Source organism: Ornithinimicrobium flavum (genome assembly GCF_004526345.1).
GTDB classification, from domain to species: domain Bacteria; phylum Actinomycetota; class Actinomycetes; order Actinomycetales; family Dermatophilaceae; genus Ornithinicoccus; species Ornithinicoccus flavus.
Map to the genome: position 1 here is coordinate 937326 of NZ_CP038213.1, position 17973 is coordinate 955298.

At 75.3% G+C, this 17973-nt stretch carries 21 protein-coding genes and 1 pseudogene; 19 read left to right on the forward strand and 3 right to left on the reverse strand.

The window, feature by feature from the left end:
* Positions 1 to 22: 22 nt before the first annotated feature.
* Positions 23 to 883 carry a DUF305 domain-containing protein gene (locus tag E3Z34_RS04390; RefSeq protein ID WP_134772618.1) on the reverse strand — a complete coding sequence of 287 codons (861 nt, stop codon included), beginning with the start codon at positions 881 to 883 and terminating at the stop codon, positions 23 to 25.
* On the reverse strand, positions 880 to 1512 hold the full coding sequence (locus E3Z34_RS04395) for a DUF3105 domain-containing protein (RefSeq protein WP_134772619.1): 633 nt from the start codon (positions 1510 to 1512) through the stop codon (positions 880 to 882). Before E3Z34_RS04395 ends, E3Z34_RS04390 begins: the two co-directional genes overlap by 4 nt.
* Positions 1513 to 1620: 108 nt before the next feature.
* Between E3Z34_RS04395 and E3Z34_RS04400 the strand changes: the two genes are divergently transcribed.
* The 16 genes and pseudogenes from E3Z34_RS04400 to mreC all read left to right on the forward strand — a co-directional run bounded on the left by E3Z34_RS04400 (position 1621) and on the right by mreC (position 13721).
* Positions 1621 to 1992 (forward strand): DUF4233 domain-containing protein, encoded by a 372-nt coding sequence (locus tag E3Z34_RS04400; protein ID WP_238695344.1) that lies wholly within the window; start codon positions 1621 to 1623, stop codon positions 1990 to 1992.
* A gap of 3 nt (positions 1993 to 1995) precedes the next feature.
* A complete protein-coding gene (locus E3Z34_RS04405; protein WP_420818973.1) occupies positions 1996 to 2826 on the forward strand; it encodes an undecaprenyl-diphosphate phosphatase in 831 nt (276 codons plus the stop codon).
* Positions 2827 to 2863: 37 nt separating this feature from the next.
* Entirely contained in the window at positions 2864 to 3301 is a 438-nt protein-coding gene (gene ndk / locus E3Z34_RS04410; protein ID WP_134772620.1) for a nucleoside-diphosphate kinase, read from the forward strand.
* Between the two features lie 348 nt (positions 3302 to 3649).
* Positions 3650 to 5857: a sigma-70 family RNA polymerase sigma factor gene (locus E3Z34_RS04415; RefSeq protein ID WP_134772621.1), complete on the forward strand. Its 2208-nt coding sequence runs from the start codon at positions 3650 to 3652 to the stop codon at positions 5855 to 5857.
* A complete protein-coding gene (locus E3Z34_RS19380; protein ID WP_275106675.1) occupies positions 5854 to 5982 on the forward strand; it encodes a hypothetical protein in 129 nt (42 codons plus the stop codon). The genes E3Z34_RS04415 and E3Z34_RS19380 overlap by 4 nt, the downstream gene beginning before the upstream one ends.
* 2 nt (positions 5983 to 5984) lie before the next feature.
* Positions 5985 to 6332: a hypothetical protein gene (locus E3Z34_RS04420; protein ID WP_134772622.1), complete on the forward strand. Its 348-nt coding sequence runs from the start codon at positions 5985 to 5987 to the stop codon at positions 6330 to 6332.
* 7 nt (positions 6333 to 6339) lie between these two features.
* The gene (locus tag E3Z34_RS04425; protein ID WP_134772623.1) at positions 6340 to 8097 is read left to right on the forward strand and encodes a tetratricopeptide repeat protein; all 1758 of its coding nucleotides are present in this window, start codon (positions 6340 to 6342) and stop codon (positions 8095 to 8097) included.
* Positions 8098 to 8150: 53 nt separating this feature from the next.
* Positions 8151 to 8417: a hypothetical protein gene (locus E3Z34_RS17600; RefSeq protein ID WP_158288598.1), complete on the forward strand. Its 267-nt coding sequence runs from the start codon at positions 8151 to 8153 to the stop codon at positions 8415 to 8417.
* Positions 8414 to 8959 carry a CHAT domain-containing protein gene (locus E3Z34_RS04430; protein ID WP_158288599.1) on the forward strand — a complete coding sequence of 182 codons (546 nt, stop codon included), beginning with the start codon at positions 8414 to 8416 and terminating at the stop codon, positions 8957 to 8959. The genes E3Z34_RS17600 and E3Z34_RS04430 overlap by 4 nt, the downstream gene beginning before the upstream one ends.
* 73 nt (positions 8960 to 9032) lie before the next feature.
* Positions 9033 to 9452 carry a BatC protein gene (locus E3Z34_RS17950; RefSeq protein WP_194092436.1) on the forward strand — a complete coding sequence of 140 codons (420 nt, stop codon included), beginning with the start codon at positions 9033 to 9035 and terminating at the stop codon, positions 9450 to 9452.
* 13 nt (positions 9453 to 9465) lie between these two features.
* Entirely contained in the window at positions 9466 to 9666 is a 201-nt protein-coding gene (locus tag E3Z34_RS04440; RefSeq protein WP_134772625.1) for a hypothetical protein, read from the forward strand.
* Positions 9663 to 10970: a cupin domain-containing protein gene (locus E3Z34_RS04445; RefSeq protein ID WP_134772626.1), complete on the forward strand. Its 1308-nt coding sequence runs from the start codon at positions 9663 to 9665 to the stop codon at positions 10968 to 10970. The genes E3Z34_RS04440 and E3Z34_RS04445 overlap by 4 nt, the downstream gene beginning before the upstream one ends.
* The gene (locus tag E3Z34_RS04450; protein ID WP_134772627.1) at positions 10963 to 11979 is read left to right on the forward strand and encodes a sucrase ferredoxin; all 1017 of its coding nucleotides are present in this window, start codon (positions 10963 to 10965) and stop codon (positions 11977 to 11979) included. Before E3Z34_RS04445 ends, E3Z34_RS04450 begins: the two co-directional genes overlap by 8 nt.
* Positions 11976 to 12653: pseudogene (locus E3Z34_RS20080) on the forward strand (rod shape-determining protein); the annotation flags it as partial. The gene E3Z34_RS04450 and the pseudogene E3Z34_RS20080, both read left to right, overlap by 4 nt.
* Positions 12654 to 12786: 133 nt before the next feature.
* Positions 12787 to 13071, forward strand: coding sequence for a rod shape-determining protein (locus E3Z34_RS20085; protein WP_420818984.1), 285 nt, complete (start codon positions 12787 to 12789; stop codon positions 13069 to 13071).
* 38 nt (positions 13072 to 13109) lie between these two features.
* A complete protein-coding gene (gene mreC / locus E3Z34_RS04460; RefSeq protein WP_238695449.1) occupies positions 13110 to 13721 on the forward strand; it encodes a rod shape-determining protein MreC in 612 nt (203 codons plus the stop codon).
* 28 nt (positions 13722 to 13749) lie between these two features.
* On the opposite strand, the gene E3Z34_RS04465 is transcribed toward mreC, so the two are convergent.
* The gene (locus tag E3Z34_RS04465; RefSeq protein ID WP_134772629.1) at positions 13750 to 14025 is read right to left on the reverse strand and encodes a hypothetical protein; all 276 of its coding nucleotides are present in this window, start codon (positions 14023 to 14025) and stop codon (positions 13750 to 13752) included.
* Between E3Z34_RS04465 and E3Z34_RS04470 the strand changes: the two genes are divergently transcribed.
* The 3 genes from E3Z34_RS04470 (at position 14002) to E3Z34_RS04480 (ending at position 17935) form a co-directional block, all read left to right on the forward strand.
* A complete protein-coding gene (locus tag E3Z34_RS04470) occupies positions 14002 to 14376 on the forward strand; it encodes a hypothetical protein (protein ID WP_134772630.1) in 375 nt (124 codons plus the stop codon). The two genes, E3Z34_RS04465 and E3Z34_RS04470, sit on opposite strands and share 24 nt — an antisense overlap.
* A complete protein-coding gene (gene mrdA, locus E3Z34_RS04475) occupies positions 14373 to 16439 on the forward strand; it encodes a penicillin-binding protein 2 (protein ID WP_134772631.1) in 2067 nt (688 codons plus the stop codon). Before E3Z34_RS04470 ends, mrdA begins: the two co-directional genes overlap by 4 nt.
* 89 nt (positions 16440 to 16528) lie before the next feature.
* Positions 16529 to 17935 (forward strand): MBL fold metallo-hydrolase, encoded by a 1407-nt coding sequence (locus E3Z34_RS04480; protein ID WP_134772632.1) that lies wholly within the window; start codon positions 16529 to 16531, stop codon positions 17933 to 17935.
* Positions 17936 to 17973: the final 38 nt, after the last annotated feature.

Below are 17973 nucleotides of genomic sequence, written 5' to 3' on the forward strand. Positions count from 1 at the left end.
TCAGGAACGCGCGTCCGGTCGCTCAGTGGCCGTCCTCATGGGTGCTGCCGGAGCCGTCGTCGGAGCCCTCGTCGTCGCTGCCGTCCTCGCCGCTCCCGCCGTGCGAGCGGGCCTGCGCCAGCCAGGCGTCCACGTCCTCGCGCGGCTCGGCGCCACGGTCGGCGAGCATGTCGCGCATGAGCGAGACCTCGCTGGCCTGGGTGTCGATCATCCGCTGGGCGGCGGCACGCACGCGCGGGTCGTCCGCATCCAGGGCCGCCTGCGCCATCTCCACGCCGGACATGTGGTGGGTGGTCATGAGCTGCAGGTAGAGAACCTCCGCCTCCTCGCCGGTAGCGTCGGTGAGGGCCTGGATCTCGGAGGGCGCGGCCATCCCCGGCATGGGCACGCCGGCGGGCAGCTCCATCTCCGTGTGGTCGTGACCGGACATCCACTGCATCCGCTCCCCGGTGCGGGCGCGGGGCAGGCCCCAGTCCTCGAGCCAGGTCGCCATCATGCCGCGCTCGAACTCCTGGTTGTTGACGATGTCCTGGGCCACGCGCTGCACGGCCTCGTCGTCCGAGCGCGCCATCACCAGCAGCGACATCTGCGTCGCCTGCGCGTGGTGCTCACTCATGTCGCGGGCGAAACCGGCGTCGACGCTGCCCTCCCCGGGGGACCGGTCCCCGAAGGCCAGCCAGCCCAGCAGCACCCCCAGGCACAGGGTCGGGATGATGAGGGCGGCGAGCATCGGGGCGCCGAAGCTGCGCCAGCGGTCACGGACCGGCACCGCGGTGGGCGTCGGCCCCGCCTCCTGCGCCGCTGACCCCCCACCGGGCTCTCCGGCCGCTCCCTCCGGGGGCGTGCCCACCGGCCCCTCGCCGTCCGGGTCCTGGGTGGTCACGAGCGATTGACCAGGTCGGTGACCGTCCCCCCGGTGCACGCGGCGCCGGGCTCGGGCGCGGTGGGGCCCTGCTTGTACGCGCGCACGAAGGCCTGCAGGGTCCTCTCGTCGGCCGTGTCCAGGCTCAGCTGGTGGTCCCAGGCGGTGGCCACCACGGGGGACTCCTGGTCGGGGTGCGGGCTGACCAGCATGAAGTCCTGGTCGCCGAGATCCTCGAGGGTGGCGATCTGGTCGGCGGGCAGGTCCGGCTGGTAGGTGAGCCAGACCGCGCCGTGCTCGAGGGAGTGCACCGCGTGCTCGTCCGGGATGGGGTCGGCGTAGACGCCGCAGTTCCACCACGCGGGGTGGTGCGGGCCGCCGGCGGGCGGCGTCTGGTCGTACTCGACGGGGGTGGCGGTGTGGTCCAGCGCCTGGTGGTCGTACTCCTGCACCCCTGCGAGGTCGGCCGTCGCGGGCGAGTCGAGGACGACCGCCGTGACCACCGCACCCACGATGAGGGCGAGGACGAGAGCGGCGGCCCCCCAGATCATCCCGCTGCGGCGGCGCTCGGCGGCGGCCCCCGCCTTCTGGATCTTCGCCACCTTGGTGGCGCGGTCGCCGCCGGCTGGGGTGCGGTCGGGTCTGGGCATGGATCGGCTCCTGGGGGTTTCCGTCGGGGACGCTTCAGGCCCAGGGTATGCGGTGCCGCTGGTGGCTTCCTGGACGGGCCGGCCGGGTCGTTCTGGGAGGATGTCCCGGTGACTCCCGGCATCCTCACCCGCCGCCTGTGCGGCACGACCCTTCTCGCGCAGGCGATGTCCGTCTTCTTCGGGGCGCTGGTGGCGTGGCGGCTCGCGGGCACCACCGGCGACGACCGGGCCACGCTCTACCTGTGGGGCGGGGTGGGCATCGCGGTGCTGTGCGTGGTGGCCGCGGGTGCCCTGCGCGGACGCGCCGGCATCGCGCTGGGCTGGGCGGCCCAGGCGCTCACGCTGCTGTCCGGCATCGTGCTCCCGGCCATGCTCGTCGTGGGCATCCTCTTCGGCGTCCTGTGGTGGCTGTGCCTGAGCCAGGGTCTGCGGATGGACCGGCTCGACGCGCAGCGTGCGGCCCAGGACGGGGTGGGCTGACCGGTGGACCTGCTCACCGCCATGATCCTCGGCCTCGTCCAGGGCCTCACCGAGTTCCTCCCGATCTCCTCCAGCGCGCACGTCTCGATCGCCGGGCGCCTCCTGGGCGTGGACGACCCGGGGGCGGCCTTCACCGCCATCTCCCAGCTGGGGACCGAGACGGCGGTGCTCATCTACTTCCGGCGTGACATCGTCCGCATCGTCCGGCGCTGGACCGGCTCGCTCACGGGCCGGGTGCCCCGCTCCGACCCCGACGCCCTGCTCGGCTGGTGGGTCATCCTCGGCACCGTCCCGATCAGCGTCCTCGGTCTGCTCTTCCAGGACCGCATCGAGACCGGGCTGCGCAGCCTGTGGATCACCGCCACGATGCTGCTGGTCTTCGCGCTGGTCATCCTGGCCGCGGAGCGGGTCGGTGCCCAGCGACGCGAGCTGCGGGAGCTGACCTGGCGGCACGGCCTGGCCTTCGGCCTCTGGCAGGCGCTGGCCCTGGTGCCGGGCGTCTCGCGCAGCGGCGGCACGATCGCCGGCGGCCTGTTCATGGGGTACACCCGTGAGGCCGCCGCCCGCTACTCCTTCCTGCTCGCGATCCCCGCGGTCCTGGCCTCCGGCGGGCTGCAGCTGGTCAAGGTGTTCACCGGTGACGCCGTCGGCTCCGGCACGCAGTGGGGGCCGATCGTGGCGGCGACGCTGATCGCCTTTGGCGTGGGGTATGCCGTCATCGCCTGGTTCATGCGCTACATCACCACGCACACGTTCACGCCGTTCATGGTCTACCGGATCGTGCTGGCGCTGGTGCTCTTCGCGCTGCTGGGGTTCGGCGTCCTGGAGGCCTGACCCGGTCCGGTCCGGGCGGCGTCATACCCTTGGTGCCGTGACCGACACCACCCAGACCGAACGTTCCCTCGTCCTCGTCAAGCCCGACGGCTACCGTCGCGGGTTGACCGGCGAGGTGCTGCGCCGCATCGAGGCCAAGGGCTACACCCTGGCCGCGCTCGCCGTCCTGACGCCCACCCGTGAGCAGCTGGGTGCGCACTACGCCGAGCACGATGGCAAGCCCTTCTACGAGCCGCTGCTGGAGTTCATGAGCTCCGGCCCGGTGACGGCGGCGATCATCGAGGGTCAGGGGTGCGTGGCCGGTTTCCGCTCGCTCGCCGGCGCGACCGACCCCACCGGCGCCGCGCCCGGGACGATCCGCGGTGATCTCGGACGGGACTGGGGCGTGGCGGTCCAGCAGAACATCGTGCACGGCTCGGACGCCCGGGAGTCCGCCGAGCAGGAGATCGCCATCTGGTTCCCCGACCACGCCTGAGCGCCGGTCGCCACACCCGAGCCGCGCGGCCGGGGTGAGCCCCGGGTCCACCCCTGAGGTGCCGGACGTGCCCCGCGCCGCCCCCTGCAGCGGCACGAGGCACGTCCGACGACGGCCACGAGGCTGAGCGTGGACGAGCCCTGTCAGGGGTCTGCCCCGCGTCCACGTGCAGCGTTCCTGCCCGTGCCGTCCGGTGATCCCGGGGAGGATCACACCTGGATAGAGGGCGCAGACGTCCGGCAGATACATCCCCGGCCGAGGTATCTGTCCCTGCCCTGATCCCCTCCCACGGAGGAACGGAACCCACTAGGCTGCCGACCAGACGGCGGTGCGGGGCGAGGAGTGACCATGGCCGAGTCGGACCAGATGCCGGTGCTGCACGTCCCCCCGGACGTGCTGCGGCGGTATGCCGCACGGCTCCTCGACCCGGTCACCGCGCCCCCCGACCCCACGCGCAAGGGTTCGGACCCGACGCGCCGGGGACCCGGGCCCACGGCATACCTGACGACGAGCCTGCTCGTGCGGGGCCTGCCGGGGCCCGAGGTCGATGCCGTCGTCGAGCGCATCCAGGAGGCGGCCGACCGCGCGGGACGTGCGGTCCGGCTGGTGGTGGACCCGGCTGAGGACGGTCATCTGGCGTGGTTCCGTCGGGTCGGGGAGGCCTACCTGGAGGAGCTGCAGGGCGCCTACCAGACCCGGGTGCTGCTGGCTGCACCGCGGGACGGAAGCACCACGGGCCTGGACCCCTGGGAGCTGCTGACCCTGGCGCGGGCCGACGGCCGCGGCCCGCTGGCCGCCGACCTGGAGCACCTCGTCCTGGCAGCCGGCGGAGAGGTGCAGGGCGGGGGCGGCTACTGGGGCGGCCACGGAGGTGGCGGTGGTTACTGGGGCGGGCACGGAGGTGGCGGCGGCTACTGGGGCGGCCACCACCGGACCTCCGGTGCGGACGACCCGGTGCCCGGGCGGACACCCCTGGGCGTGAGCCTTCCCGACCCCTCCCGCGACGCGCCGAAGCCTGCCCGCGCGCCCGTCGTGGCGGTCCCGGACACCGGGATCGGGGCGCACCCCTGGTTCGAGGGTCACCCCGGGGTGCGGGTGACCACCGACCTCGACGGGATGCCGGTCGGCCCCGAGGGCGGTCTCGACCCGGACCCCGAGGGGACGGGTGTGCGCCACGACCTCACCGGGGCGCTGGACGCGCTGTCCGGGCACGGCACCTTCATCGCGGGGGTGGTCCGGCAGGCCGCCCCGTCCGCCCGGATCCTCGCGCTGCCGGTGATGGACTCCGGCGGGGCTGCCTCCGAGCACGACGTCCACCGCACCCTCACGGCGCTGTGGGTCAGCCATGCCCGGGCCCAGGACGAGGGCCGTCAGGACGACGTCGTGGACGTGCTCTCCGTGTCGATGGGTTTTTACCACCAGGACGGGACGGTCGAGGAGCACCCGGTGCGCTCCCTGATGGACCTCTTCGCCCGGCGCGGCGTGCTGGTCGTCGCCGCCGCCGGCAACGAGGCGACCCGGTGGCCGCTCTACCCGCGCGGGCTGGGCGGCCGGAGGGGCGGGGCGTCCTGCCACCGGCCCGCCGCCCCTGGTCTCCGTGGGCGCCCTCAACCCGGACGGCCGCACGGTCGCCCTCTTCAGCAACGCCGGGTCGTGGGTCACGACCCACCGCCTCGGGGTGAACGTCGTCAGCACCCTGCCCACCACCTTCCAGGCCGCGGCCCAGGCCGGGTGGGCGACCGAGGTCCCCGAGGGTCATCGACGCGCGACCCTCGACGCCGACGACCACGCCGGCGGGTTCGCGGTATGGAGCGGCACCAGCTTCGCCGCCCCGCTGCTCGCCGGCCAGCTCGCCGCCCACGTGGCGCGGGTGAAGGACCAGTCGCCCGACCCGGCGTCCGCGGTGAAGCGCGCCTGGGACGCCCTCGACCGGGAGATCGGATGGTCCTCGTGAGGCGGGACGGGGCGGGAGCGGAGGTAGAGCCGGAGCAGCTGTCGACGGGCCACCTCGCAGGTCGTTGCTTCGCCGCCTACCGGGACGGGGACGCCCATCGGCTGGGGGAGCTGGTCACCCTGGTGAGCCCCCTGCTGTGGCGCGTCGCCCGGGCCCACGGCTGCGACCCGCACGCCGCGCAGGACGTGGTCCAGGAGGTGTTCCTGCGCCTGGTGGACCGGGCCACCAGCATCCGCGACCCCGGTGCGGTGCTCGGCTGGCTGGTCGTGGCGACCAAGCGTGAGGCGTGGCGGGTGGCCCGCTCCACGCGGCGGGACGTCCCCGTGGAGAATGCCGCGTCCGAGCACCTCAGTGCCGAGCCCGGGCCGGAGGCCTCGGCGATCCTCACCGAGCAGCAGCAGCTGCTGTGGTCGGCCGTGAAGGACCTGAACGAGCGGTGCCAGCAGCTGCTGCGCATCGTGGCCTTCGTGGACCGACCCGACTACGACCAGGTCTCGGCGGCGCTGGGGATGCCCCGCGGCAGCATCGGCCCGACCCGCGGCCGGTGCCTGGACAAGCTGAGGCGCAGCCTCTCCGACGACCCGAGGTGGGCCCAGGCATGACGACGATCCCAGGTATGCAGCCCTTCGACGCCACCGACGCGGCGATCCTGCGTGAGCTGCGGGAGATCCAGGCGCGGGTCGACCCGTGCCCCGCCGGGCTGGTCGAGCGCACACCTTCGCGCTGACCGTGCAGGCCCTGCACGCCGAGGTCGCCGAGCTGACGTCGACGGCCGGCCTGCTGACCCGCGCCGCGGTGGAGGACGCGGAGGAGGCCGTCACCGTGACCTTCAGCGCCGAGTCGATGAGCATCATGCTGACGGTGTCCGACGCGGGGCCGGGTCGCGCCCGCATCGACGGCTGGCTGACCGGTGGCGGTGCCGAGGTCGAGCTGACCGGCCCGGACGGGGCGACGACCCGCACGCTCGCCGACCCCGACGGGCGCTTCGTGCTCGACGCGGTCCCCCGCGGCGCTGCCCGGCTGCTGGTGCGTCGGGGCCAGGAGCGACCGGTGCTGACCCCCACCTTCGTGCTCTGAGGAGCGGATGAGCAGCAGCCACCGGGTGAGCGAGCTCTTCGACCGGGGCCGGCAGGCCAACGCCGCCGGTCGCCCGGGGGAGGGTGAGCGCCTGCTGAGGCGGGCCCTGGCCCAGGTGGAGCGCGACGGGGCGGCGGCCGCCGGCGCCCTGGACGCGGTCGCCGGTGGCCCGGCCGACGTCGAGGAGGTGAAGGCCCGTCTCCTGCTGTCCCTGAGCACCTCCCTGGTCGAGCGACGGGGGCCGGGCGCGGCCCTGGACGTGGCCGGGCAGGCGCTGGAGATCGCCCGGGGCCGTCCCGTGGGGATGCGGGGAGCGGGTGCGTTGCAGGCGCTGTGCCGCTCCCAGTTGGCCATGATCCACGGACGGGCGGGTGACCCGGCAGCCGCCCTGGCCGAGCTCCGGGCCGCCTCCTCGACGGCCCACGAGCTCGGGCCGCGGGAGCGCGCGACGAACCTCGGTCTGCAGGGCCTGCTGCACCTCGAGCAACCCGATCCGGCCCGGGCGGCCGTGGCCTTCCGGCAGGCTGCCGATCTGGCTGCCGGCCATGGCCTCCAGCAGCACGAGTTCATGGCGCGCCACAACCTCGGTCTTGCGGCCTACGTGGCCGGCGACCTCAGCCGGGCCCTCACCCTCATGCGGGAGGCGGACCGGATCCCGGCGGACGTCTCCCGTGCCGTGGCCTGGCACGGTCGCGCCAGGGTGCTCATGGAGGCAGGGCTGGTGGACGAGGCCGCGCAGCTGCTCGCCCGGGCCGCGGCGGAGGGCGAGCGGGACGGGCAACGCCTGGTCACCGGCCAGGCGCTCATCGACCTCGCGACCTGCCAGCTGATGCTGGGACGCCCGGAGGCTGCGGTGTCCCTGTCCCGCCAGGCCCGGGACTCGCTGGGCCGTCGCCTCGCGCCCGGTCTGCGCCGCCAGGCGGAGCTCGTCCTCATCAGCGCCCGACGGCGGACCGGCACCGGTCTCGCGCAGGTCGTGACGGGAGCGCTCGGCCTGGCCGCGCACTTCGACCGGGCGGGGGACGTGGTCGCGGCGGACGTCGCGAGGGTCGTCGCCGCCGAGGCCCTGGTCGCCCTCGGCCGCCCCGTCGAGGCGGTCGCGACGCTGGGCGCGACGGGACGCACGAGCCGGCTGGTCTCTCTCACCACCCGGCTGCGGGTCCGGACCGTCCGCATCGCGGCAGCCCACCGCGAGGGCCGGGCAGGGGTGGCGAGACGACACCTGCGTGCGGCTCTGGAGGACGTGGAGGAAGCCCTCGGCCAGAGCGCCAGCCTGGACCTGCGCGCCGCGCTGCTCGTCCACACCCAGGAGCTCGCCGACCTCGACCTCGAGGTGGCCGGTGGCCGGGCCCTGGACCGTCTGGTCGCCGTGGAGCGGTGGCGGGAGGTCGCCAGCCGGACGCCGACGCTGCGCGCCCCCTCCGAGCCCGGGCTGGCGCGCAAGGTGGCCGAGCTGCGGCAGCTCCGTCAGCAGGCAAGCGAGGACCCCGGTCGGGCGGCGGCACTCGCCGGGCCGGTGAGCCTCCTCGAGCGGGAGGTCGCCGAAGCCTCGTGGGCCGCGCGGTCCGACGCCGTGCCCGGTCGCCAGGGGCCGGTCACGCGGCAGGGTGCTGGGCTGAGGGAACGGCTGCGGGAGCAGGACTGCGCGCTCGTCGCCTACTCCGAGTCGAGGGGCCGGGTCGGCGCGGTGGCCGTGGACGGGGCGGGTCGAGATGGGTCGACCTGGGTGACAGCGCCGAGGTCGCGGAGGTCGCGCGGCGCCTGACCGCCGACCTGGAGGCGCGGGCCCGGGTCGCCGACGGTCCGCTGCGCGGGGCCGTGGAGTCGGCCCTGTCCGGCTCGCTCGCCCGGCTGGACGACCTGCTCCTGGGGCCCCTGCAGCTCGAGGGCAGGCTCCTCGTGGTCCCGACCCCCACCTTGTCGGCCCTGCCGTGGGGGATGGCGCCCAGCCGACGGGGGAGGCCCACCACCATCGCGCCCAGCCTGACGTCCTGGGGCAGGGGGGAGACCACGGTGGCCGGTCCCCGGGTCCGGGTCCTCACCGGTCCGGGACTGCCCCTGGGGGAGGCGAGGTCGCGGCCGTGAGCTCGGCGTGGGACGGAGCCGCCGGCGCCGCTCCGCCCGGCGCCCCTGGGGCGGGTGGTCACGGGATCCCGCACGCCACGGCGGCCGAGCTCGGCGAGGCACTGGCCGGTCACGACGTGGTGCACGTGGCCGCCCACGGCAGCCACCGGTCCGACAGCCCGATGTTCTCCTCGCTGTGGCTCGCCGACGGCCCGGTGTCCCTCGCCGATCTCGAGCAGCTCCGGCACGGTGCCTCCCACGTCGTCGTGTCCGCCTGCGAGGCCGGTCGATCCCGGAGCAGGGGAGGAGCGGCTCTGGGTCTGGCCAGCGGGCTGCTGAGCCTGGGGGCGGCGTCGGTCGTCGCCTCCGTCTGCCGGGTGCCCGACGAGACGGCGGCCGACCTCATGCCCCGCTACCACGCCCACCTCAGCTCCGGTCTGCCCGTGGACGAGGCCCTGGCCGCTGCCGTCGAGGCCTGCGACCTCCCCCTGGCGGGGTCCTTCGTGGCGTGGGGGTCGCCGTGGCGACGCCGGGGGAGCGCCACCGGTTGCGGGGGCACCTGAGCCGCGTCAGAGTGTGAGCCAGGCCACGCCGCGCCTCGCGGCGTGGAGGCTGAACCGACCAGGAGGGCACAGCATGAGCGACGAGACCACCCCCACGGGCCAGGATGAGGGAGATCTGGGCGACCAGTTCGCTGCAGCCGGAGGCAACGACGGCCGGACCGCCGGAGGCGCCGGTGCGGAGGAGGGTTTCCGGGACAGCCACCTGAGCGAGGACACGCTCGGCCAGGCCTTCGAGGACATGGGGGACGCGTCCGAGAGCGGCACCGACCCATCCGGTGACGGTGGCGCTGACGGCGGTGCGGACGGCGGTGCGGACCCGACCGGTGACGGGGGCGCTGATGGCGGTGCGGACGGCGGTGCGGACCCGACCGGTGACGGTGGCGCGGACGGTGGCGCGGACGGTGGCGCGGACCCGACCGGTGACGGTGGCGCGGACGGCGGTGCGGACCCGACCGGTGACGGTGGCGCCGACGGCGGCGCGAACCCCCTCTGACCTGGAGACGACGATGAGCATCAGCGACGACAACGGTCGGCAGCCCTCCCAGGAGGAGACCGAGCGGACCACCGACATGGAGCGGACCGAGGACCTGGAGGACGCCCGCAGCGCGGACATGGGGTCGGAGTCCATGGACTCCGCCTTCGACGAGCTCGACGGGGACGGGGTGAACCCGCCCGAGGACGGCGGTGAGGTGGACGGCGGCCGGTGACCGACCGCGACCACCTGCGGAGGGCCGGGCGACCGGCCCTTCGTCGTCTGCTCGGGCCGACCTCGCCCGAGACCTTCGCCACCCAGATCTGGGGTCGGACCCTCCACCTGTCCTCGGCGGCGGACCGGGGAGGTGACCGCTTCGAGGACCTCTTCTCCCTCGACGCGGTCGACGAGCTCGTCTCGGACCGAGGCCTGCGGACGCCCTTCCTGCGGGTCGCCAGGGACGGGGCGACGTTGCCCGACCGGGCCTTCACCTCCGGTGGCGGCATCGGTGCCGCCATCGCCGACCAGGTGAGCGACGACAAGCTGCTGCAGCTCTTCGCCGACGGGGCCACCATCGTGCTCCAGGGCCTGCACCGCACCTGGGGGCCGGTGCGGGAGTTCAGCGCCGCGCTGTCGGCCGACCTCGGGCACCCGGTCCAGGTGAACGGCTACGTCACGCCGCCGCAGAACCAGGGCTTCTCCGACCACTACGACGTGCACGACGTCTTCGTCCTGCAGGTGCACGGCGAGAAGCGGTGGTCGCTGCGCGAACCCGTCCTCCCGCACCCGCTGCGGGACCAGCCGTGGGGTGACCGGCAGGACGAGGTGGCCCGCCGGGCCGGGGAGGAGGCCTACCTGGAGACGACGCTGCGGCCGGGCGACTGCCTCTACCTGCCCCGCGGCTGGATCCACGCCGCCCGCGCCCTGGGCGGGGTGAGCACGCACCTGACGATCGGCGTCCACGCCTGGACGCGCCACCACCTGGCCGAGTCGCTGCTCCGCCGCGCCGGGACCGCCCTGAGCGGGCACGACGCGGTGCGCGAGAGCCTGCCGCTGGGCGTCGACCTGACGGACCCGGCCGGTGCGGCCGACGACGTCGAGCTGGCCCGGGAGGCTCTGCTCCGGGTCATCCGGGAGCTCCCGGCGGAGGAGGTCGTCCGCGAGCTCAGGGGCCGCGAGCGCGCGGCGCAGCGCCCGGCACCCGTGCCCCCGCTCGCCCAGCTGGCCGCCGCCGACGCCCTGGGCACTGACACCACCGTGCGGCTGCGCCCGCACCTGATGGCCGACCTCCTCCCGGCACCGGACGGCACCGTCGTCGTCTCCTCGCGCGCCGGTCGGTTCTCCCTGCCGTCCGCCGCACGTCCCGCCGTCGAGCTGCTGCTGCGGGAGGGATCCGCCCGTGTCACCGACCTGACCGCCGCCGCCGGGCTGGACGAGCAGGCGGGGCTGGAGCTGGCCCGGACCCTGCTGCGCCGGGGCCTTGCGATGCCCGGGAGCCGGGCGGCCGACGGCGTGGGTGACACTGGGGGACATGGCTGAGGACGTGCGCTGCAGCGACGCCGCCCGCGAGCGGGAGGACCCGATGGTCGGCACCGCGCCGCCCCAGCGCCGGCTCCTGCTCGTGGAGCAGGACGGCGGGTGGCGGCCGGACGCCATCTCCTCCCTCCCGGTCGAGGAGGCGCTGCGCGAGGAGATCACCCGACGTGCCGGGCAGGCCCGGGCTCGCGTCCTGCTCATCCGGCGTCCTGGTCGGCAGACCTCCGGCGTGTGCCTCATGCGCTCCTGGTGCGTGGTGGACCCCTACGCCCCGGCCGGGCACCGGGTGACCTGGGGCACCTGGGCCTACCCGGTCGAGCTCCTGTCGGCCCTGGACCGCCTGGAGGAGCTCGCCGCCATGGGCGAGGAGGCGACCTCCTCCCCGGACCCCGGGACCTCCAGCACCCCGCCCGGGCACGACGACCCGGTCCTGCTCGTCTGCACGCACGGCAAGAAGGACGTGTGCTGCGCGGTGCGCGGCAGACCCGTCTCCGCGGCGCTGGCGGCCCGGTGGCCGGAGGAGACCTGGGAGTGCTCGCACACCGGCGGCGACCGGTTCGCGGCCAACCTCATCGTCGCTCCGGAGGGGGCCACCTACGGGGGGCTGGACCCCGACCGCGCGGTCGAGGTCGTGGAGCGGCACCACCAGGGACGCCCGGAGACGGCATACCTCAGGGGCCAGATCGGGCTCTCCCGACCCGCCCAGGCCGCCGTGGTGGCTGTTCAGTCGCGGACCGGCGCAGGATGGGCGAGCCTCGGGGACCTGCAGGTGGTGCCGGTCCCGGGCACCGTCCTGGACGAGCGGGAGGTGAGCGCCCGCGCCGACGAGCTCGGCACCTCCGGCGACCCGGTGGCCCGCTGGCAGGTCAGCCTCACGGGGTCGCACGGTGAGCGCTGGCTCGCCGAGGTCAGCGAGCACCTGCGCCCCGCCGCGGCCCTGACCTGCACGAGCCTGCGGCTCAAGCACAGCCGCGTCCCGGTCGTGGAGTCGCTGACTACGATGCCGGGGTGAGTTCCGCCACCGCTGTCGACGACCCGCGCAGGGGGAGGCGGGAGGCGACGGTCGCGGCCGGGGGAGCGAGGGTCCCCGGGCTGCTCGGACGGGACCTGGCGATCGACCTGGGCACGGCCTCGACCCAGGTCCACGTCCGCGGCCGTGGCGTCCTGCTGGACGAGCCGACGCTGGTGGCCGTGGACACCGGGACCGGCCGGCTGGTCGCCGCCGGCGGGGACGCCCTGGAGATGCTGGGGCGCACCCCCGAGCACATGCTCACCCTGCGTCCCCTCACCGACGGGGTGATCACCGACGCCGAGGTCACCGAGCAGCTGCTGAGGCACTTCATCCAGCGGGTCCGGCCCAGCCGGCTGGTCCGCCCCCGTGCGGTCGTGGCCGTCCCCAGCGGCGTCACCGCGGTCGAGCGGCGGGCCCTGGAGGACGCCGCCCTGCGCTGCGGCGCGCGGCGGGTCTACGTGCTGGAGGAGGCGATGGCCGCGGCGATCGGCGCCGGCCTGCCGGTCGAGTCCGCGGCGGCGAGCATGGTCGTCGACATGGGGGGCGGCACGACCGACGTCGCCGTCATCTCCCTCGGCGGGGTCGTCAACGCCCGCAGCCTGCGGGTGGGGGGCGACGAGGTGGACGAGGCCGTGGTGGCGGGGGTGCGCCAGGCCCACGACCTGCTCCTCGGGGAACGCTCGGCCGAGCACATCAAGACCTCGGTCGGGTCGGTCTGGCCGCTGGCCGAGGAGCTCACCGCCCGGGGTCCGCGGGCGGGACCTCGCCACGGGGCTGCCGCGCACGGTCGAGCTGGGCAGCGCCGAGGTGCGCCGGATGATCGAGCCGGTCACCGCCCAGGTCGTCGAGGTCGTCCGCTCGGTCCTGGACGTGTGCCCGCCCGAGCTGTCAGGGGACCTGCTGGACGCCGGGATCGTCCTCACCGGGGGCGGGGCCCTGCTGCGGGGCTGGACCGAGCGGCTCCGGCACGAGCTGGGCGTCCCGGTCCGGCTGGCCGACGACCCGCGGCACGCCGTGATCCGCGGTGCGGGCGCGTGCGTCGACGACATGACGGCCCTGCGCCGCCTGCTGGCCGGGAGCCCCCGGGGGTGAGGACACGTCCGGCACGCGGGACGCGCCGGGGCCGGGGTATGCCGGTCCTCGCCGCGGTCCTGACCTTCCTCACCGGCGCCGCCCTGGTCGTGGACCTGGCCCGCCCCGGCCTGGCGGCCCCGCTGCGGGAGGGGGTCGCGACGGTGGCCGGCCCGGCCCAGGCCGTCCTGGCCGGCTGGGACGACGGCGAGCTGACCCGGCTGACGCAGGAGCGCAACGCGCTCGCCGCCGAGGTGGCACGGCTCGAGGAGCAGCTGCGCCGGGCCGAGCAGCTCGCCTCGCTCGACCGGTCCACGACGTGGGGCGACCACGAGCTCGTCCCGGCGCGCGTGGTGTCCTTCGCCCCGAGCACCTCCCCGGTCGCCGGTCGCACCGTCACGATCGACCTGGGCTCGGAGGACGGCGTGCGGCAGGACGCGACCGTCATCTCCGTCGACGGCCTGGTCGGCCGTGTGCTCCGGGTCGCGCCACGCACCGCGGACGTGGTGCTGCTGGGCGACGCCGGTGTGGTCGTCGGCGTGCGCTTCGGGCCGGACGGTGCCCTGGGCAGCGTCGAGGCCGTCCCCCGGCCGGGCCTTCCCGCCCGCGGCCACGGCGAGCTGACCCTCACCGCCCTGGGGACACCGAGATCTCGGTCGGCGACGAGGTGACCACCCTCGGCAGCCCCGACGACCGGCCCTACGTCGCCCGCGTCCCCTGGGCACCGTCACCGGCGTCGACCCCGACCGTGGGCAGCTGGGGCGCACCGCCGTCGTCACCCCGCACGTGGACACCGACACCCTCGACCTCGTCGCCGTCGTCCGGATCGACCGGGGGAGCCGTGAGCCTGCTCCCGGGGGTCCTGCTGCGGGCGCTGCTGCTGGTCGTGGCCGTGGTGCTCCCGAGCGCCTGGCCGTCCGGCCTGGCCCGCCCCGACTCGTCCTGCTCGTGGTGGCGGCGGGTGCCCTGCTGCACCGGCCGAGCACCGGGCTGCTGGTGGGCCTGGCCGGCGGCTGGCTCCTCGACCTCGTCCCGCCGGGCGCCGCACCGCTGGGCGGCACCGCCCTCACCTACGCGGCCGTCGGGCTGGCCCTCGGTCTGGCCCGGAGGGTGTCCGCGGCCTCGCCCGTCCTGCCTTGGCTGCTCACGGGTGCCGCAGCCGCCGCCGTCCTCGGCGTCCGGTGGGTGGCCTCAGCCGCCGGTGTCGGCCGCGCGCTCCCGACCGACCTGCTGTGGTCGTGGGGTATGACGATGCTGGTCGCGGTCGTGGTCCTGCCGGTGCTCATGGCCACCGAGCGGCGGCTGGCCGACCGGGGCAGGGCGTGACCGGCCCGCGCCGTCCCGACCGTCGGCCCCCCGTCCGGGTGCCGAGGCCGGGGCTGACGCCGCCGCGGGTGCGGCGCCAGCTCTCCACCCGGCCCCTGTGGGGTGTCGTCGTGGTCGTCCTGCTCCTCGGTGTCGTCCTCGCCGGACGGCTGGGCCAGCTCCAGCTGTCGCAGCACGAGGAGCTGGCCGCGCAGGCGGCCGAGGTGAGCACCAGGACGGTGCACACCCCGGCCCTGCGGGGCCGCATCCTGGCCGCCGACGGCACCCCGCTCGTGGTCAACGCACCCACCTCGGTGGTGACCGTCGACCCGGAGCTGCTGCTGGAGGAGCCCGAGCAGGTGCGCGGCCTGCTGGCCGGGGTCGCCGAGGTGCTGGGCGTGAGCGCCGATGACCTGTTCGGGCGGACCCGGCTCTGCGGCACCGCGGACGCGCCCCCGGCGCCCGCCTGCTTCTCCGGGTCCCCCTACGAGCCGGTGCCGGTCGCCTTCGGCGTGGACCCCGTCCGCGCCCTCGCCGTGCTGGAGCGGCCGGAGGACTTCCCCGGGGTGGGGGTGCGGACGGTGCCCGTCCGCGACTACCCCGCCCCGCAGGGGGTGAACCTGGCGCACGTCCTGGGGTACCTCGGGCGACCCACCCAGGAGGAGGTGGACCGACCGGGGGGCGGGGTCGGCCCCCAGGACCTGCTGGGGCGCGCCGGGCTCGAGGCGGTCTACGACGAGGCCCTGCGAGGGAGTCCGGGTGCCACCACGGTGACCGTGGACCCCCGGGGTCTGGTCACCGGCCGGCGGGGGAGCACCGACCCGCAGCCGGGGGCGGACCTGCGCACCTCCCTGGACGTCGGGATCCAGGCCGCTACCGAGCAGGCGCTGCTGGACGCGGTCCGGGCCGCGCGCCGGGCGGGGGCCCCGGCACCCAGCGGTGCCGCCGTCGTGCTCCGTCCGGACGACGGCGCGGTGGTGGCCGCGACCAGCTTCCCCACCTACGACCCGGGGATCTGGACCAGCGGGGTCGGGCAGCGGGAGTACGACCGGCTGCTGGACCCGGAGCGGGGACAGCCCCTGGTCAGCCGTCTGGTGGCGCAGACCTTCCCGCCCGCCTCCACCTTCAAGGTCGTCACCCTCCCGGCCGCCCTGCAGACCGGCATCGACCCGGAGGGGGAGTACCCGTGCCCCGGCGCCGTGAGCATCGCCGGCCAGCGGTTCACGAACTACGAGTCGGAGGAGCACGGCGAGCTGGACCTGCCCGGCATCCTGGCCGTCTCCTGCGACACCTCGTTCTACCGGTGGGCCTACGACGCGTGGCGGGACCAGGGTGGCGTCGGGCAGGCCAGCGACGACGGGGACCGCTTCCTCGCCGTCGCCCGGGGTTTCGGGCTGGGGCGTCCCACCGGGGTCGACCTGCCGGCCGAGGTGGCGGGCCACCTCCCCTCGCGGGCGTGGAAGCGGGACTACTGGGAGGCGACGAGGGAGGCCTCCTGCGAGCGGGCCGGGACGGGCTACCCGGAGGTGGAGGACGAGGAGCGCCGGGAGTTCCTGGAGCAGCTCGCGCGGGAGAACTGCGTCGACGGCTGGCAGTGGCGTCCCGGGGACGCCGTCAATTTCTCGATCGGCCAGGGCGACGTCGCGACGACCCCCCTCCAGGTCGCGACGGTGTATGCGGCGATCGCCAACGGCGGCCGGCTGTGGGCGCCACGGGTCGGCGCGGCCCTGGAGCGCCCGGACGGCACCGTGGTCGAGGAGGTCCAGCCGGTCGACCAGGGCAGGGTCGCCCTCGACGACACCACGCTCGACCTGGTCCGGGAGGGGCTCGCGGAGGTGATGACCGAGGGCACCGCGGCCGGCGCCTTCGCCGGGTGGCCGCACGAGGACCTCCCGCTGGCGGGCAAGACCGGCTCGGCGGAGGTCTTCGGCGCGGACTGGGCCACGTCGTGGTTCGCGTCCTACGGACCTACGACCGACCCGGAGCACGTGGTAGTGGTCCTGGTGGAGCAGGCCGGCCTCGGCGCGGACGTGGCGGCCCCGGCCGCCAGGGCCATCTGGGAGGCCATCCGCGAGGGTCGGTAGCCCCGACCGACCGGGAGCGGGAGTCTGTTCGGCATACCCCTGGGGGTATAGTCTCATCACGAACCGCACCCGACTCCGGAGGGACCCCCATGCTGCTCGAGCGCATCTACGACCAAGACCTGGCCCAGGCGAGCTACGTCATCGGCTGCCAGGCCAGGGGCGAGGCGATCGTCGTCGACGCCCGCCGCGACATCCAGCCCTACCTCGACCTCGCCGCCGCGAACGGGATGACGATCGTCGCCGTCACCGAGACCCACATCCACGCCGACTACCTGTCCGGCACCCGTGAGCTGGCCGCGGCCACCGGGGCCCAGATCTACGTCTCCGGCGAGGGCGGGAAGGACTGGCAGTACGCCTTCGAGGGCACCCGCCTGCACCACGGCGACACCATCACCCTCGGCAACATCACCGTCCAGGCCCTGCACACCCCCGGTCACACGCCGGAGCACCTGGTCTTCCTCGTCACCGACGGTGCCTTCACCGACCAGCCCGGCTACCTGCTGTCCGGCGACCTCGTCTTCTCCGGCGACCTCGGTCGTCCCGACCTGCTCGACGAGGCCGCGGGCGGTGTCGACACCCGCTTCGCCGGCGCCAAGCAGCTCTTCCGCTCGCTGAAGGAGTCCTTCCTGACGCTCGCCGACCATGTCCAGGTCTACCCGGCGCACGGTGCCGGCTCGGCCTGCGGCAAGGCGCTGGGCGCCCTCCCGTCCACGACCGTCGGTTACGAGCGCCTCTACGCCTGGTGGGCCCCCTACCTGGCGGCCGACGACGAGCAGGGCTTTCTCGACGAGCTGCTCGACGGGCAGCCCGACGCCCACGCCTACTTCGCCCGGATGAAGCGGCAGAACAAGCTGGGCCCGGCCGTCATGGGCGAGCGGGCCCCGCTCGCCGAGCTGGGCGCCGAGGCGGTCCGCGCCGACCTCGAGGCCGACCGGATCACCCTGGTCGACACCCGCCCCGTGGCCGAGGTCCACGCCGGCACCGTGCCCGGTGCGCTGTCCGTCCCTGACCCGGACAAGGCCGCCACGTACGGCGGCTGGGCCTACGACCCTGAGCAGGACTCCCGCCCGCTCGTCCTGCTGGCCCCCGACCAGGAGGCCGCCCAGCAGATCTGGGACCACCTGGTGCGCGTCGGCATCGACGACGTCAGCGGCTACGTCACCTCCTTCGACGGGCTCCCGCTGGAGAAGCCGGCGACCGTCAGCCCGGCCGGCCTCGACTCCGTGGAGCGCGCCCTGCTGCTCGACGTCCGCAACCGCACCGAGCACACCGCCGGCACCATCCCGGGGGCCGAGCAGCTCTCCGCCGGCAAGGTGCTCTGGCACCAGGACCGCCTTCCGCGCGAGGGCACGATCGTGACCTTCTGCCAGTCCGGCCTGCGCAACAGCGTGGCCGCCTCGGCGCTGCGCCGTGCCGGGTTCGACGTCGTCGAGCTCAAGGGCAGCTACGCGGCCTGGCTCGAGGACCAGTCCCGGCGGGCCGCCGTCGCCGGCTGACCTTGCCCCTCCTCCGCCCCGACCCCGGCACGACCGGG

Coding starts and splice junctions, on each gene's coding strand:
- E3Z34_RS19380 (WP_275106675.1), top strand. CDS start 5,854: ATGACGACGATCCCAGGTATGCAGCCCTTCGACGCCACCGACGCGGCG.
- E3Z34_RS04440 (WP_134772625.1), top strand. CDS start 9,466: ATGAGCATCAGCGACGACAACGGTCGGCAGCCCTCCCAGGAGGAGACC.
- E3Z34_RS17950 (WP_194092436.1), top strand. CDS start 9,033: ATGAGCGACGAGACCACCCCCACGGGCCAGGATGAGGGAGATCTGGGC.
- E3Z34_RS04395 (WP_134772619.1), bottom strand. CDS start 1,512: ATGCCCAGACCCGACCGCACCCCAGCCGGCGGCGACCGCGCCACCAAG.
- mreC (WP_238695449.1), top strand. CDS start 13,110: ATGCCGGTCCTCGCCGCGGTCCTGACCTTCCTCACCGGCGCCGCCCTG.
- E3Z34_RS04480 (WP_134772632.1), top strand. CDS start 16,529: ATGCTGCTCGAGCGCATCTACGACCAAGACCTGGCCCAGGCGAGCTAC.
- E3Z34_RS04415 (WP_134772621.1), top strand. CDS start 3,650: ATGGCCGAGTCGGACCAGATGCCGGTGCTGCACGTCCCCCCGGACGTG.
- E3Z34_RS04450 (WP_134772627.1), top strand. CDS start 10,963: ATGGCTGAGGACGTGCGCTGCAGCGACGCCGCCCGCGAGCGGGAGGAC.
- E3Z34_RS04425 (WP_134772623.1), top strand. CDS start 6,340: ATGAGCAGCAGCCACCGGGTGAGCGAGCTCTTCGACCGGGGCCGGCAG.